This window comes from Nitrosopumilus sp., from assembly GCF_025699255.1.
In the GTDB taxonomy this organism is placed as follows: domain Archaea; phylum Thermoproteota; class Nitrososphaeria; order Nitrososphaerales; family Nitrosopumilaceae; genus Nitrosopumilus.
The window spans coordinates 22,329-38,356 of sequence record NZ_JAILWA010000014.1; the positions used below are offsets into that span (position 1 = coordinate 22,329).

14 protein-coding genes and 1 tRNA gene are annotated in these 16,028 nt (G+C 31.2%); 8 read left to right on the plus strand and 7 right to left on the minus strand.

Annotated elements, in window-relative coordinates; all coding sequences use genetic code 11:
* Nucleotides 1–4: 4 nt before the first annotated feature.
* A complete protein-coding gene (locus K5781_RS09590) occupies nucleotides 5–1,093 on the minus strand; it encodes a cobalt-precorrin-5B (C(1))-methyltransferase (protein ID WP_297443480.1) in 1,089 nt (362 codons plus the stop codon).
* A gap of 92 nt (nucleotides 1,094–1,185) precedes the next feature.
* Between K5781_RS09590 and K5781_RS09595 the strand changes: the two genes are divergently transcribed.
* Nucleotides 1,186–2,031 carry an SDR family oxidoreductase gene (locus tag K5781_RS09595; RefSeq protein ID WP_297443482.1) on the plus strand — a complete coding sequence of 282 codons (846 nt, stop codon included), beginning with the start codon at nucleotides 1,186–1,188 and terminating at the stop codon, nucleotides 2,029–2,031.
* On the opposite strand, the gene metK is transcribed toward K5781_RS09595, so the two are convergent.
* Both metK and K5781_RS09605 read right to left on the minus strand, forming a co-directional pair.
* Nucleotides 2,032–3,198, minus strand: coding sequence for a methionine adenosyltransferase (gene metK / locus K5781_RS09600; RefSeq protein ID WP_297443485.1), 1,167 nt, complete (start codon nucleotides 3,196–3,198; stop codon nucleotides 2,032–2,034).
* A 16-nt stretch (nucleotides 3,199–3,214) separates the two neighbouring features.
* Entirely contained in the window at nucleotides 3,215–3,460 is a 246-nt protein-coding gene (locus K5781_RS09605) for a U6 snRNA-associated Sm-like protein LSm6 (protein ID WP_014964213.1), read from the minus strand.
* Nucleotides 3,461–3,568: 108 nt separating this feature from the next.
* Between K5781_RS09605 and K5781_RS09610 the strand changes: the two genes are divergently transcribed.
* A complete protein-coding gene (locus K5781_RS09610) occupies nucleotides 3,569–4,228 on the plus strand; it encodes an ATPase domain-containing protein (RefSeq protein ID WP_297443489.1) in 660 nt (219 codons plus the stop codon).
* Nucleotides 4,229–4,326: 98 nt separating this feature from the next.
* Nucleotides 4,327–7,068, plus strand: coding sequence for a DEAD/DEAH box helicase (locus tag K5781_RS09615; RefSeq protein WP_297443492.1), 2,742 nt, complete (start codon nucleotides 4,327–4,329; stop codon nucleotides 7,066–7,068).
* Here K5781_RS09615 and K5781_RS09620 read toward each other — a convergent pair.
* Complete coding sequence (locus K5781_RS09620; RefSeq protein ID WP_297443495.1) at nucleotides 7,065–8,474, minus strand: single-stranded DNA-binding protein; 1,410 nt, start codon at nucleotides 8,472–8,474, stop codon at nucleotides 7,065–7,067. The two genes, K5781_RS09615 and K5781_RS09620, sit on opposite strands and share 4 nt — an antisense overlap.
* A 210-nt stretch (nucleotides 8,475–8,684) precedes the next feature.
* On the opposite strand from K5781_RS09620, the gene K5781_RS09625 reads away from it, so the two are divergent.
* Together K5781_RS09625 and K5781_RS09630 are read left to right on the plus strand one after the other, a co-directional pair.
* Entirely contained in the window at nucleotides 8,685–9,623 is a 939-nt protein-coding gene (locus tag K5781_RS09625; protein ID WP_297443498.1) for an ABC transporter ATP-binding protein, read from the plus strand.
* Nucleotides 9,607–10,368: an ABC transporter permease gene (locus K5781_RS09630; protein ID WP_297443501.1), complete on the plus strand. Its 762-nt coding sequence runs from the start codon at nucleotides 9,607–9,609 to the stop codon at nucleotides 10,366–10,368. Before K5781_RS09625 ends, K5781_RS09630 begins: the two co-directional genes overlap by 17 nt.
* Nucleotides 10,369–10,377: 9 nt before the next feature.
* On the opposite strand, the gene K5781_RS09635 is transcribed toward K5781_RS09630, so the two are convergent.
* From K5781_RS09635 to K5781_RS09645, 3 genes are all read right to left on the minus strand, one after another.
* Nucleotides 10,378–11,112, minus strand: a complete 735-nt coding sequence (locus K5781_RS09635) for a GDP-mannose dehydrogenase (RefSeq protein WP_297443504.1) — start codon at nucleotides 11,110–11,112, stop codon at nucleotides 10,378–10,380.
* Between the two features lie 65 nt (nucleotides 11,113–11,177).
* A tRNA-Gln gene (locus K5781_RS09640) sits at nucleotides 11,178–11,250 on the minus strand.
* Between the two features lie 70 nt (nucleotides 11,251–11,320).
* Nucleotides 11,321–12,349, minus strand: a complete 1,029-nt coding sequence (locus K5781_RS09645) for a DUF354 domain-containing protein (RefSeq protein WP_297443507.1) — start codon at nucleotides 12,347–12,349, stop codon at nucleotides 11,321–11,323.
* Between the two features lie 63 nt (nucleotides 12,350–12,412).
* On the opposite strand from K5781_RS09645, the gene K5781_RS09650 reads away from it, so the two are divergent.
* From K5781_RS09650 to dnaK, 3 genes are all read left to right on the plus strand, one after another.
* Nucleotides 12,413–13,564, plus strand: coding sequence for a hypothetical protein (locus K5781_RS09650; RefSeq protein ID WP_297443510.1), 1,152 nt, complete (start codon nucleotides 12,413–12,415; stop codon nucleotides 13,562–13,564).
* A gap of 22 nt (nucleotides 13,565–13,586) precedes the next feature.
* Nucleotides 13,587–14,138 carry a nucleotide exchange factor GrpE gene (locus K5781_RS09655; RefSeq protein ID WP_297443513.1) on the plus strand — a complete coding sequence of 184 codons (552 nt, stop codon included), beginning with the start codon at nucleotides 13,587–13,589 and terminating at the stop codon, nucleotides 14,136–14,138.
* Nucleotides 14,139–14,147: 9 nt separating this feature from the next.
* On the plus strand, nucleotides 14,148–16,028 hold a 1,881-nt coding region (gene dnaK / locus K5781_RS09660; protein ID WP_297443516.1), incomplete at its 3' end, for a molecular chaperone DnaK.

A 16,028-nucleotide genomic window follows, 5' to 3' on the forward strand; every position in this document is an offset into this window, starting at 1 on the left:
TACCTTACTGTTCAGATTTTCTAGCTAAAATATTTCCTTCAAAATCAAACAATATGACATCGATTGGAACTTTTTCTTCAGAGTATTTTCTCATATGCTTGTACGTCTCGGCACAAATTAAGTCAAAAAATCCTTTGATCTTATTCTCTTGAATAATTTCTGAAACATGTCTTGCGGTATTTGCTTTTTTAATCTCTTGAATAACCGTTTCATTTGCATTGCATTTTTGAGCTAATTCTGCTAAAAAACCCATATCTACTTTGGAACCTTTAACATGAGTTTGTTTAACTCCTGCAGCCATTTTTGCTAACTTTCCAATGAACCCAACAACATATGCTCTTTTGATGTTTTTTCTACTGCATTGTTGAATCGTATATCCTGAGAAATCTCCCATCTGTACAAAGCAATGATCTGGCAAATCTACAATTTTCTTTGCAAAATCTTCACTTCTACCGCCAGTAGTAAGTACTACCATATCATTTCCCATCGCAAGTGCAACATCCAAATTCTGTCTTATTGATGCAGCATAAGATGCAGTTGAAAACGGAATTACTATTCCACTTGTCCCTAAAATTGAAATTCCATTAATAATTCCTAATCTTGGATTATCTGTTTTAGGACCCAATTCTTTTCCTTTAGGTACTGAAATTACTACTCTGACTCCTTTTTTCAGCAAAATCTCTTTTCCTATTTCTCTAATGTTTTCAATAATCATTTTCTTTGGAACTGGATTTATGGCAGGCTTGTTGATTTCTAAACCCAATCCCGGTTTTGTTACTATACCTACGCCCTCCCCGCCATCAATTTCGATTTCATTAATTTTTTCAGTTAATGCCAACTCTACAATAATTTCTGCCCCATGAGTTACATCAGGATCATCCCCGCCATTTTTTATCACCGAACATCTTGCTTTTTCAGATTCAAATTCGCATGAATGTACCGGAATTTGAATTGATGATTTTTTAGGAAGTAAAATATCTACACTCTCAATTTTTTTCTGATTAATTATTGATAATAACGCCGCTTTTGACGCTGCAGTAGCAGAACTTCCTGTAGTGTAACCCGTCTTTAGTTTTGCTTTTTCCTCTTCCACATTGATTGTATTAATTTTGTAGTATTAACTCTTATTTCACATTTTTTATATTCTTCAAATAGATTTAAAATCAAAATAAATCTTATTCTTTTATGGCTAAACCTCTAAAGATTGTCGTTACTGGAGCAAGTGGATTTATTGCAAAGAATCTTAGAAGATATTTGTCTAAAAAAAATGTTGAATTGATTTCCATATCTAGAAATGATTTTAAAAATTTTCAGAATGAATCTAAAATAATATCACAAAATTACAACGAAAAAAATATTTTAAAAAAAATTAAAAATGTAGATACATTAATTCATCTTGTTGGAGTAGGAAAACAATCTATTCATAATGATTATGATAAGATTAATTTTGATTTAACAAGGCACATAGTAAATCTAAGCAAAAAAGCTAAAATTAGAAAAATTATTTTTCTTAGTGGTTTAGGAGTTTCTACAAGTACTTCGTTAGGATACTTTATTTCAAAATACAATGCAGAACAACAAATTATTAATTCTGGATTGGACTTTACAATTTTTCGACCTTCATACATTATTGGAAAAGATGATTTATTGTCAAAAACTCTTAAAAAACAAATCAAGAGGGGCGAAATTATTATTCCTGGTTCAGGAACATATTCAATTCAACCCATACATGTTTCTGATGTCGTTAAACTAATTTTCAAATCAATTTCACATTTGCCCCTAAATAACAAAATCATTGATCTTGTAGGTCCCGATTCTGTTACTTTTGAAAAATATGTTAGAATATTTTCTAAAGGAACTAACACCAAAATTAGGAAAATTCCTCTTGAAGAAGCTTATCATAATACAATAGTTAATTCAAAATATGATTTTGGAATTGACGATCTAAATATTCTAATTGGAAATTTTAAAGGAAATCATGATAAATTATCCAAACTATCTAAGATAAAATTTCACTCTGTGTTAGACTAATTATAATCCGGCAGATTGTTTTAAAGTAGCAGCTTTGTCTGTTTTTTCCCAAGTAAATTCTGGCTCATTTCTTCCAAAATGACCATATGAGGCAGTTTTTTTGTATATTGGTCTCTTCAAATCAAGCTGTGAAATGATTCCAGATGGTTTCATATCAAAATTCTTCCTAACTAAATCTTCAATTTGATTTTCAGGAATTTTGTTAGTTCCAAATGTATTGACATACAATGATACTGGTTCTGCAACACCAATTGCATATGCAAGTTGGACTTCACATCTATCAGCTAATCCAGCTGCAACTAGATTCTTTGCAATATATCTGCACATGTAACAGGCTGATCTATCTACTTTTGATGGATCTTTTCCTGAAAAAGCTCCTCCACCGTGTCTTCCAAATCCTCCATAGCTATCTACAATAATTTTTCTCCCAGTTAATCCTGCATCTCCATGTGGACCACCAATCACAAATTTACCTGTTGGATTGATGTGAATTTTAATATCATCATTCCATAGGTTTCCTAAAACTGGTTTGATAACCTTATCAATAATTTCTTTTGAAATTTCTTCTTGAGAAATATCAGGAGAATGTTGTGTTGATATAACAACAGTTTCAATTTTAGTTGGTTTATTATCTTCATATCGTACAGATACCTGTGATTTGCCATCAGGCCTAACCCATGGTAAAGTTTTATCTCTTCTTACTTGTGAAAGTTTTTGAATAAGTTTGTGTGCAAGTAAAATGGGCATGGGCATTAATTCCTCAGTTTCATTTGATGCATAACCAAACATCAAACCTTGATCACCTGCACCTTGTTCTTTATCTTCAGTTGCAGTAACTCCTTGACTGATGTCTGGACTTTGTGAGTGAAGTTTTAATTCAACTTTACATGTAGCTCCATCGAACATCAAATCTTTGTCATCATATCCAATTTCTTTAATCGTTTTTCTAACCAATTCTTCTTGAGATTTTTGATCAAAAATTGCTTTTGATGTAACCTCTCCTGACACTACAACATAATCAGTAGTAACCATTGTTTCAACTGCAACTCTGGAATTTGGATCTTGTTTTAGATACTCATCCAAAAATGCATCAGAAATATTGTCACATATTTTGTCTGGATGGCCTTCTGTAACAGATTCGGAGGTAAAGAGAAAATTATTGGTCATAAAACCACACCACTAACTAGAGTTCATTTTCTAGTTTGATAAATAATACGTTATTGCCTCTTACGATAACCCTGCCATAATTAGCAATTGTTTTACCATCATGAAGTTCTTCAGCGTCAGTCATAATCAGGTTCATATAAGAATCGACATTGTCCATCTTGCCTTTGTATTCAACTTCGTTCTTCAGTCTTACAGTAACTTTCTTCTTAGTACTTTTTTGAAGAGTTGTTAGAGGTCTTTTTGCACTATTTGATTGGGACACTAATTGTTCACTTGTTTTGCAACTTTGTTATCTGGCATAAAAGCCTTACCTCCTTTATGAATATTGAAATTCCTTAAATTTTTTCTTCTTTTTCTAATAATTATACAAATGATCTCTACAGGTTTACAAAAACTGGATAAATTCTTGTCTGGAGGAATTCCAAATAGTGTCATTGTAGATATTTTTGGTGAAAATGGAACTGGAAAGACACTTCTACTATTTCAATTAATCATAAATTCAATTAAAAATGGTGGAAATATTTTGTATTTGGATACAACAGGTGGATTTAGACCTGAACGTATTATAGAAATTCAAAAAGAATCTAAAATTGAAATCGACATACTTGAAAAAATTACTGTATCTAGAATTACTAATACTTCCGAACAAATCAAATCTACCAAAATTATCGAAGAAAACAATTATTCATTAATAATAATTGACAACATCACTGATCTATTTTCTTATGAATATCAAAAAGATGAATCATTTTTTCAAAAAAATTCACTATTTATGAAATATATGCAAAACTTATCTAATTTGGCAATTTCAAAAAAAATTCCAATCATTATTACAAATATGATTAGAATAAGTGATGGTAGGGAAATTGAAAATATGCAAAATGCTATTGATCCTTTTACACATATCAAAATACATCTTTTTAAAAATTCATCAAAATTTCATGGTGAAGTCTATTGGGCGTTAAAAAAAGAAATTTTTTCATATACTATTTCTAAAATTGGACTTTCTGATAATACTGAAGATTTTTAATGATCTATACATAGGTTAAACAATGGCAGGAATTTTTGATTCAATACCAATTATCACTGTAGTTTTATTTGCACTAGGTTTAGTTGGTGTAATCGTTTATGAAAGAACACGTTCAAACAACCCAGTCGAATCAACTTCTTGATTCTCTATTTGGAAAATTTGGGTTTTCTAAACTAACTGAAATTCAGAAAAAAGCTTCACCAATAATTTTACAAAAAAAAGATTGTCTTGTTATTGCTCCAACTGGTTCAGGGAAAACCGAATGTTCCGTTATTCCAATTTTTTCCCTTTTAAAAAATTCTAAAAAATTTGGAAAAATTAAAAGTCTTTACATTACTCCATTACGTGCATTAAATCGTGATGTGTTTAGAAGAATCACAAATTATGCACATGAAAATCAACTGACAATTGAAATCAGACATGGCGATACCAGTCAAAAGGATAGAAAAAAAATCACTGAAAATCCTCCTGATATTTTGATCACTACTCCTGAAACCTTAGTAATTCTTTTGACGCAGGTAAAAATGCTAAATGCATTATCTGATTTAGAATGGATTGTAATAGATGAAGTACATGAATTGTTGTCTAGTGAACGAGGTTCCCAATTATCTTTAAGCATTGAAAGATTGGAAATAAACTCAAAATTTCCACTTACAAAGGTTGGATTATCCGCAACTGTTGGAAATTTTGATGAAGCAGGAAAATTTGTTGTCGGAACTAAACGAAAATGTGAGATTATCAGAGATACATCTGTAAGAAAATATGATGTAGAAATCAAATACGTGGATGGAACAATTTCTGATGTCGCAGAAAAAATCATTGAATATGTGTCAGAATTAAGATTAAATTCTCCCATTCTTCTTTTTACAAACACTCGTGGAGAAGCAGAATTTTTAGCATCAGTGTTAAAAGAAAAAGCATTAATTCCTATAGAATTACATCACGGTTCTCTTTCAAAAGAGGTTAGAGAAGACACAGAACAAACTTTGCGTGAAGGGAAACATGGCATTGTAGTATGTACATCTTCATTAGAATTAGGATTAGATATTGGTTCAGTTGAATTAGTAATACATTATGGTTCTCCTAGACAAGTTTCTAAATTTGTTCAAAGAATTGGTAGAAGTAAGCATAATCGTAATGCATCAGCCCAAGGATTAATCATTACAAATAATGCTGATGATGAATTTGAAGCACAAGCAATTCTTGATCGAATTCAGGAAGGTTCCATTGAAGAACAAAAAATTCATGATGGCTCTCTGGATGTCTTAGCCCATCATTTAGTAGGACTATCTATGCAAATCGGCGAAATTTCTGTTGACCAAGCTTTTGATATAGTCACAAAAGCATATCCATTTAGAAATTTAAAAATTGAACAACTGGCTGATGTGTTGGATTTACTTGATTCAAACTATTTGATATTTTTTGATAGAACAAAAATGACTTTTTGGAAAAAAGGCCGTTCTTTCAAATATTATTTCGAAAACCTTTCAACAATTCCTGATATTCTTAAATTCAAAGTATTCGACAGTGTTGGCAAAAAAATCATTGGATCTTTAGATCAGAGGTTTGTGGGTGATTTTGGAGATTCAGGAAATATTTTTGTGTTAAAAGGCTTGCAATGGAGAATCCTGAACGTTGATGAAAAATCATTTAGTGTAAATGTTGAACCTTTCAGAGGCGGAGGTATCACTGTACCTTATTGGGAGGGAGAAAATATCCCAATTGATTATAAAACTTCACGTAAAGTGGGAAATTTTAGAAGTAAAGTAAAGAATGGAAATTTAACTTTGGTTAATAATGTAATTGAAAAATTAAATTTTGAAAAAATTCCAGATGAAAATAATATTGTTATAGAATCTAATAGATCTCAGGGTTCAATTGTAATTCACTCTTGTCTGGGAACTAAAATTAATTCTACATTGTCTGCATTGCTTTCTTCTATGCTTTCTTCAATGTTGGGTTCAGTTGTTGATTCTCGTTATGATGGATATAGAATTGTACTGTCTTCTAGATCTAGAATTTCAGAAAAACTTTTCATGGAAATTCTAAACGATGATTATGATTTAGAATCTATTGTAAGTGCTTCTTTAACTGGAACTCATAATGTAAATTGGAAAACTTGGTGTGTTGCAAAAAAATTTGGAGTTGTAGGTAGAGGTGCAATATATGAAAGAAAATCTGCTCGATTTTTATATGAACGATATTCAAAAACAGTTCTTGTATATGAAGCTCTTCGTGAATTATTTCATGATAAATATGATCTTAAATATTCTGAAAAGATCCTAAAAAAGATCAAAGAAGATAAAATTCATGTTACTTGGTTAGAAGTTGATCAATTTTCAAAACTTGCAGAACCAATTCTAGATCATACTGCAAAATATTATTCATCTCCTGCAAATCTTGATAAAGGAATTCTTGATCTAGTTAAGGCTAGGTTAGAAAAAACTAAACATAGATTGATTTGTGCCCGTTGTGGTAAATGGGAAAGGGTATTCCAAACATTTGAGGTAAAAAACTCATTGATATGTCCATATTGTAAAGCAAGACAAATTACTGCAACATATTACTCAAATTATGATTTACCTAAAATTATTAGAAAAAAACATGCTGGTAAAAAATTAACATTGGATGAAAAACACAAGTTTGAACGTGCCTGGAAAGTCGCATCATTGGTTGAAAATTTTGGAAAAATTGCATTGACTGTAATATCTGGATATGGTGTTGGTGCTGATACTGCAGCAAGAATTTTGAGAAACATGATAGATGAGGAATATCTCTTTAAACAAATCTATGAAGCTGAAAGACAATATGTTGTTACTAGAGGTTTTTGGGATTCCTAGTTCTTCTTTGTAATTTTAGAAAATGGAGTTACAAAAAGCTCTATCCTTCCTTCTAGTCCAGCTTTTGCATTAAGTCCAGTAATAGAAATAATTTCCCCCAATTCACATTTGTCAATTATTCTTGCTTGATTTCTCCAACCTTTAACCCAAATCTGTCCTGTATCATCTTCAACAAACATTTCTGAGAGAGCTATAGATTCTCCAGATTTTGTTTGAACCTCACGCCTTTCAGGAACTTTCAACACGATTGCTTCAATACAATAACTTGAATCAACTTTGATTTCATTAATTTTTGTTCTAATCTGAGACAACGAAGGAATTGATTCATCATTATCTAGTTTTCTTACAAAAGAATTATCGTCTAGAGTGATTGAATTTCCATAAATCTTTGACGGCATGCATTCTATTACATCACCTTCTACACAGATACTTGTAGAGTTAGAAAAATCACTAATATTAAACAAATTCTTTTTATTATCAACTGCTAAAATTAGATTCTTACCATTTTCTGTTGGTGATATTGAAAGAATTCTGGTAATTACTGGTTCAGCTTCTTTACCCCCTTCAATTTCAATTATTGTAGCATCATTTCCATGAATTTCTAATCCCTGATTTCCAGATTTTACCCTGACTCCAAGCAGTCTTACTTTAGCTGATTGTGAAATCATATTGGGGATTCCTGACTCATCTTTGCCCCATAATACCACTCTTATAGAATTTCCATCTTTTCCTTTCAGTCTCATTCTTAGTGCTTTTCCAGGCATTCCTCTAGAATTTGTAAATTCCATTCCACTAATCATGCCATCAATTGTTCCTGAAACCACTAGATCCTTTTGTCCTTCTTGAGTTTCACTAACATCTTTTGTAATAGTGTCTATTGTCGGAATTTCACTTGTTGTATCGGTTGTTTCTATATTTGATCCAGAACCAATGTTGATTGTTGGAGAACCATCAAGATCTGATTTTACATATGCTTTAATGATCTTAATCAAATCTCCTGGCTTTAGATTTTCAATTCCAGGCAGATTGGCTTTTTCATCCCATAATTTTACACTAGCTGTAGAATTTGTATCGTATACTGTCATTGTTCGAAGATAAAATGGTGAACCATCTTTTCTTGAAAATTGCTTTGAAGGTGATAAGTTCAAAACTCTTGTTTCTAATGAAATTTCTTTTGCTCCGGCATAAAGATCCTTTAAACTAATTTCAGTTTTTTGTGGTTCAGATAATATTATTCCATGATCTGATGCAATCAAAAATAACGCACCTTGATCAGTCAAATACCCAGCACCAATTTTGTCCTTCTTTTGTTTAATTTGTTCTTCAAGATCTGCTTTAGTTAATTCTGGTTTTTGTTCTAAAAATTTATTGATAAGTTCTTCAAATTCCGACAATTCATTTTTCATAAACTTGTTCTATTAATAAAAATTTCATTCATCTTGTAAATCAGTCTTTTCTTTTTTTGATCGCTTAATTTTAACCATCTTGATTTTTCAAAAAATGATTTTGATGATTTTCTTTATTCATACATGTTTTTCTCAATAATTTGAAATATTTTAAAAGAAACTCTTCATTTGTCTCACTACCTAAATTAATAGGAAGATCGCAGTTTTGTTATGTCCTGTATTGAGGTTAACCACCTTTCGAAATTATATGGTTCAGTTCATGCAGTAAATGATCTTGTCTTGTCTGTAAAATCAGGTCAGGTTTTTGGATTTTTAGGCCCTAATGGCGCAGGCAAATCTACAACTATCAAACTTCTAACCACCCTTATTCCACCATCAAGTGGAACGTTATCTATTTTGGGTGTCGATGCAATTTCAAATCCCCTAAAAATTCGTCATAAAATTGGTGTAGTCTTACAGCAGCCAAGCTACGAACCAACATTATCAGTTGAAAAATCCCTTGAAAAGTATGGCATGATGTGGAATGTTCCGAGAACTGAGCGTAAAAAAAGAATGGAACAACTATTGAAGGATTTTGATCTAGTAGAAATTCGTAAAAAACGGAATGAAGATCTTTCTATAGGCCAAAGAAGAAGAGTTCAGGTTGCTCGAGAATTTATGCATGATATGGAATTGTTATTTCTAGATGAACCTACAGTAGGGTTGGATCCTAGTGCTAGAAGAAAATTGTTGGATTATTTAAAAAATAAAGTTCAAACTGGTTTGACAATTTTTTATACTACTCATATTTTGTCTGAAGCAGAATATCTATGTGATCAAATCGCAATAATTGATAAAGGAAAAATTGTTACAGTAGATACTCCTGATGCTTTAAAAAATAGATTTGGAAAAGAAAAAACAATTAAAATTCATTTATTGGAAAAGCAACCAATGATCACTTCGCTTTTATCTGGAATATCTGACTGTAAAATATATTTTGAAACAGGAACCAATATTATTATTCATTCAGAACAATCTGAACTAGTTTTGTTGCAAGTATTAAAAATCCTTAATGAAAATAGAATTGATATAGAAGATCTGTCTGCAGTACCAACAAATCTTGAAGAGATCTTTTTAAACATGGTAAAAGAAAATGCATCCGATAATTAGACTAGTCAATAGAAATCTTACGATTTCTCTTAATCCTGGATTTTTAATTTGGCAAGTAATCTTCCCCTTAATCTATATTTTTGTTGCAGGATTTGCATATGCTCCCTTGATCAATGCAGTACCTTTTGGAACTAAAGATCTTGACTATCCTGCATTTCTGGCATCTGGTATGATTGGATTTAATATTATGAATAGTACTCTTATTTCTGGTATAATAATTTGGAATGATAGAAAACATGGAATGTTTGAACAAATCATGTCCGGTCCTTTTACAAGAAGTCACTATATTCTTAGCAATATTTGTACAATTGGAATTATTGGATTAGTTAGTGCTTCATTGATTGCAACAGTTGGATATCCTGTATTCTTTGATTCTGTTGAATTCTCTTTAGTGACTATTCCAATAATCATTTTTGGAGCTATTACAGGTTCGGTACTTTTTGGTTCATTAGCCTCAATTATTTCCACAAGATTACGTTCAAGCGAAGGGTTTAATGTAATTATTAATACTGTTTTTCTTTTCTTTGCTTTTGTTAGTACTGCATTTTATCCAGCAGGAGGTGCACCAGAACCATTACGAACTGCATTTTATTTAAACCCATTAACATATCTTGTTGATGTGATTAGAGCAGGAATTTTTGGAACTGTTACTGAATTTGTAATAATTGAAATGATAATTCTTGTTGGAATTGCATCAACACTCTTTGTAATTGCTTCTAAATTATTAACAAAATTGGATTTTTAGACTCAATAGCTATTTTTTAAATTTTTCATACATTTCATTAATTTTTTTAATGATGTCTAGATTTTCATATTCAATTAAATTTAGATTAGGAATAACACAATGTCCTCCAATAACACCTGGATACATTTTTGGTCTATTTCCCAAATTTTCATGAATCTCATCTGCAAACTTCCACATCTCATCAAAATCAATATCTTCTTTTTCACAAATCATTTTTGTAATCTGTGCATAATTAATCAGCCAACCATAGTATGTAGTATCAACTAATATTTTTGCTAACTCTGCAGTTTTTGTGGTGGACATCCAATCAATTTTTTCAAATCTTTTCTCCAAATCCATTTTTATTTTTGCATCTATATTGTCATCTGAAGAAATAAATTTTGTATATTTTTTAATGTCATCTAAAAATCTTCTATGTACTCCACGTACTGGTGAATACAAAACCAAAACTTTAGATTTTTCTTGAATTGTTTTTGTTGTTCCTGGCTTTACAGTTGAATGCACTACAACGACTTTTACTCCGCTAATCTTATTGATCCAATCAGTTGCAATGTTTACAAATTCTGGTAATTCTCCTGGCAAACAAACATGAAGAAATTCAGGATTTTCTATACTTTCATTATCTAAATAATTTCTACATTTTGATGAATCAACATCAATTCCTATACAATCAAAATTCCTTTCCACAAGAAGATCAAATAGGGTTTCTCCCACTTCTCCCATTCCTAAAATAATATCAGTCATTGTGCCTAATTTCAGAAAAACAACCTAAGATATATTCGTGTTACAACAATTTTTTATTAAAAAAGTAGCCCGGCCCAGACTCGAACTGGGGTCAAAGGCTTCAAAGGCCTCTATGCTTGACCGCTACACTACCGGGCTGCTAAATCGAGCACTCTCATTCCCTTAATGAACTTTTTATTTGATTTTGGCTCACAAAACAAAAAATTCTTTATTCTTTAATTGTCTTAATTAATTTTTGAATAGGATCTTCCATTTGCTTCCTAATTTTTTCAGCTCTTTTTTGACTCTCTAGATTTTTTGATCTAAATACTTTCTTAATATGATTAGAAATTTTATCAGGATTATTTTCTCTTTTTATCAGCTGTTTTTTTACCAAAAAATTTTCAACAATATTTGGAACAGCATTATACGAAATTGTTGGAATGCCCATTAGTGCTGATTCAGCAGTCATTGTTCCACCAGAACCAATAAAGATATCTGTATTTTCTAACAAATTTTTCCCATCAAATGACATTTTCATAATTTTCAATTTTTTATTAACAATTTTTTGTAAATTTTTTATTTGCTTTGTATATCTTGCCAAAACTACAATATTTTCATTGCCAAATTCTTTTTCTATCTTTTTTATAATTGGGGTTATTTTACTAGATTTTGAAGCATATGATGCTTCCTCTTCTTCTATTCTAATCAAAATGTTTTTCTTATTGTTTTTCTTAAATGGCAATTCTGTTTTTTGATTTATTTTTCTTTGTATAGTTACAAATGCATCAATTGCTTTGTATTGTACAATATTTTTTTCATCAATTCCATATTTTGAGAATTCTTTTTTTGGGATAACATATGGAATTAACAATTTTTGAATAAATGGCAATGTTAATCGCATTACAGCATCAGCATGTGGCGAATCACAAAATGCTATATGCTTAATTCCCAATCCAAAAGATATTCTTGCAGCTTCTGGGGAACAAAAACTAATTGTAATATCTGGAGAAAATGTCTCAATTTTTTTAGACAGCTTATCCATTCTATCAATACTGGCTTTAAGTTTGCTTTTTCTATCCCCTCCACCATGTTTTCCAATAAAAATGAGGTCAAAATTTCGTATTTTTGCTAATTTTGATACTTCGTCATAATCTCTTGAAGTACACAAAAGATCGTGTTTTTTCCCTAATTTTTCAATTATTGGTTCAGAAAACAATAATTGTTTTGGTGTTAGAATATCTATCCAAATTTTCAATTATTTTACTAATTCTGGTAAGTTCAATAAGTTTTTCTTAGTCTAATTCTAGATCTAAATGTAATGGGGGGAGCAAAAGTTGTCGTTTATGGTCTTAGTACAGAAGGATATGCTATTGCTTCTCAAATGGCAATCAAAGGTGCAGATGTTTACATTATTGATGAATCAACCCCTTCAGCAATTTCCCTTAAAGCTGAAATTGCCAAGACATACCCAAATGTTTCTTCTCTAAAAGAAGATGAACCACTATTAGCTATGGAGCCAATTGATGTCGCAATTTCAAAAGCACAATATCTCTTTTTTACACCTCGAATCAGAAAAACTGGCCAAGACATTAAAACTGAAATCCATTCAAAATTCAAAGATGCAGTTTCTTCAATGAAGAAAAAAAGTTCAGTGATTTTTACTCTTCCAACAGGTTTTGGTGGCAATAATGAGAATATTTCACTACTTGAACATGTAACTGGTCTCCAAACAGGAAAACATATTTCGTATTTCTATTATCCTCTAGAAGATCTTAATGAACAACCAAAAATCATTGGATCTTTTAATGGCAAAGAAGATACTACATTAGCTGAACTTCTTACAGTTGGTAAAAAAGAGAAAAAATTTGTCGCAATTTCATCATCTGAACATTTTCATGCTATTGATGTTTTATCTAGATTTTCAAGTTTATGTAGTATTTTAGAAGTCTGTAAATATGCCCAAGATGACATAACAAAAAATGATCTTTCATCAGATGATTTCCAAGAAATATTTCTAGACAATATGGTCAGTGGTTTATTTGACTTGAAATCTTTAGGTTCTTCTTTTGAAGGTGCTAATACTCTTATGTATTTGATTAATGGAAGTGTAAAAGGAATTGATGGCTACATAAAACGACTAATCGATGAAATACGTTCAACATTAAAGAAAAATGATCTTAAAGCAAGCAGAACAAAGATTGCATTATCTTGGACACTTGATCAACATGCAATGCGCGGAGATAAAATTGAAATGCTTCAAAACTTGACATCCAGACTACGAGATTACATTGGTGATGTAGAAGCTTACGAAGATCCTAATTTTGATTTATTCCATAGTGATAAAACCACTATTGTAGTGGCATGCTCAAAATCTGATTTTGATAATATCCAAAAAACAAAACAAGATTCTGAATTGATAATTGTTAAAGCCAATCCTCTATGTGAAACGATCAATAATAGTATAAATTAGCTAAATTATTATTTTTATTGAATTGTCTGATGATTCAACTTCTGATGAAGTTCCCGTAAATCTAAAATCTTATGCTGGATCAGAAAATGATTCTACTGTAGAACAAAAATCTGAGGTAGAACAATTATCTCAATTATTAGAATTAGAAAAACAAAAATCATTTGAATATGAAGAAAAATTAAAACTAACATTAGCAGATTATCAAAATCTACAACGAAAAACTCAAACTGACATAGAAAATGGAATTAATACAAAAATTAATGAATTTGCATTAGATTTTTTACAAATTTATGATGATTTTGTTAGAGCAAAAGAAGCTATTTCTGATAGTAAAATTAATTCTGAAGGTCTTGATTCAATTTTAAAAAATATGGATTCTTTATTGGAAAAATACCAAATTAAACCAATTGAAGCATTAGGAGAAATTTTTAATCCAAATTTTCATGAGGCTATATCGATAATCAATGATCCTGATTTAGATGATGATACAATTACAAAAGAGATCAGGAAAGGATATATTTCTCATGAGAGAGTTATAAGACCGACATTAGTAGAAATTTCAAAAAAAGGATGATGATAAAAAATGGTTAAAATAATTGGAATTGATTTAGGAACAAGTAACTCTGCAGCAGCAGTTGTCATGGGTGGAAAACCTACAATAATCCCTGCAGCTGAAGGGGCTACCGTAGGTGGTAAAGCATTTCCATCAGTTGTAGCATTTTCTAAAGATGGTGATCTTTTGGTTGGTGAACCTGCAAGAAGACAAGCAGTTACTAATCCTGATAGGACCATTGTAGCTGCTAAAAGAAAAATGGGTTCTGATTTTACCTTTAAAATTGCAGATAAAGAATACAAACCTCAACAAATATCAGCATTTATTCTCCAAAAAATAAAAAAAGATGCTGAAGCATTTATTGGAGAATCCGTGGAAAAAGCGGTCATTACAGTTCCTGCATATTTTGATGATAATCAAAGACAAGCAACTAAAGATGCTGGAACAATTGCAGGATTAGATGTTGTTAGAATAATTAATGAACCAACTGCGGCATCATTAGCATTTGGCTTAGATAAATCAAAAGAAGACATGAAAATTCTTGTCTTTGATTTTGGAGGTGGTACATTAGATGTCACTATTATGGAAATGGGTGGAGGTGTATTTGAAGTTCTTAGTACTTCTGGTGATACTCAACTTGGTGGTACAGATATGGATAAGACATTAATTGATTTTATCCTGGATGAATTTAAGAAGAAAGAAGGTGTTGATTTATCTCAAGACTCCACTGCAATGACAAGAATTAGAGAAGCAGCTGAAAAAGCAAAAATCGAATTATCTACTGTAATGGAAACTGATGTCAATTTACCATTTATTGCACATGATCCATCATCAGGTGCTAAAAATTTAGAATTAAGAATTACTAGAGCTAAATTGGATGAATTAATTGGGCCTATTGTTGAGAGATGTAAGCCTTCTGTACTTAAAGCACTAGAAGATGCTAAACTTTCTAATTCTGATGTTAATAAAATTGTCATGGTTGGTGGACCGACAAGAATTCCACTTGTCAAAAAATTTGTTAGTGAACTAATTGGTCAAGAAACTGAATCTGGTGTAGATCCTATGGAAGCAGTAGCAATGGGAGCTGCAATTCAGGCAGGAGTTATAGCAGGAGATGTAAGCAGTGATATTGTCTTACTTGATGTTACTCCACTCACTCTAGGAATTGAAACATTGGGTGGGGTTAGAGAACCATTAATTGAAAGAAATACTACTATACCAACTTCAAAAAGTAAAGTATTCACAACTGCAGCAGATAATCAAACTGCTGTTACCATTCATGTTGTTCAAGGTGAAAGACCCATGGCAACTGATAATGTATCACTAGGAAGCTTTAATCTTACAGATTTACCTCCCGCACCTAGAGGAGTTCCTCAAATTGAAGTCAAATTTGATATTGATGCAAATGGAATTATTAATGTCACAGCAAAAGATCTAGGAACTCAAAAGGAAGCAAAGATTACAATTGAATCAAACTCTAAACTTTCTCCAGATGAAATTGAAAAATTAAAAGAAGATGCAGAAAAATTTTCTGATGAAGATAAAAAGAAGAAAGAAAAAATAGATTTACGAAATGAAGCTGAAAGTTATATTTACACTACAGAAAAATTAGTTAATCATGATCTTAAAGATAAAATCTCACAAGAGCAAGGCATTAAGATCACTGATGCCGTTAAAGAAGTTAGAGAAGTTTTAGATAAAGAACCAGATGAATTAAAACCAAAACTTGAAGCTTTGCAAACATTAGTTAATGAAGTTACAACAGAACTTTACAAAAATACAACACCTCCACCTGGTGCTGGAGGACAACAAGGTGCTGGAGGACAACAAGGTGCTGGAGGACAACAAGGTGCTGAAGGACAACAAGGTGCTGAAGGACAACAAGGTGCTGAAGGACAACAAGGTGCTGAA

Coding starts and splice junctions, on each gene's coding strand:
- K5781_RS09630 (WP_297443501.1), top strand. CDS start 9,607: ATGCATCCGATAATTAGACTAGTCAATAGAAATCTTACGATTTCTCTT.
- K5781_RS09650 (WP_297443510.1), top strand. CDS start 12,413: ATGGGGGGAGCAAAAGTTGTCGTTTATGGTCTTAGTACAGAAGGATAT.
- K5781_RS09615 (WP_297443492.1), top strand. CDS start 4,327: ATGAAAGAACACGTTCAAACAACCCAGTCGAATCAACTTCTTGATTCT.
- K5781_RS09595 (WP_297443482.1), top strand. CDS start 1,186: ATGGCTAAACCTCTAAAGATTGTCGTTACTGGAGCAAGTGGATTTATT.
- metK (WP_297443485.1), bottom strand. CDS start 3,198: ATGACCAATAATTTTCTCTTTACCTCCGAATCTGTTACAGAAGGCCAT.
- K5781_RS09635 (WP_297443504.1), bottom strand. CDS start 11,112: ATGACTGATATTATTTTAGGAATGGGAGAAGTGGGAGAAACCCTATTT.
- K5781_RS09625 (WP_297443498.1), top strand. CDS start 8,685: ATGTCCTGTATTGAGGTTAACCACCTTTCGAAATTATATGGTTCAGTT.
- K5781_RS09610 (WP_297443489.1), top strand. CDS start 3,569: ATGATCTCTACAGGTTTACAAAAACTGGATAAATTCTTGTCTGGAGGA.
- K5781_RS09620 (WP_297443495.1), bottom strand. CDS start 8,474: ATGAAAAATGAATTGTCGGAATTTGAAGAACTTATCAATAAATTTTTA.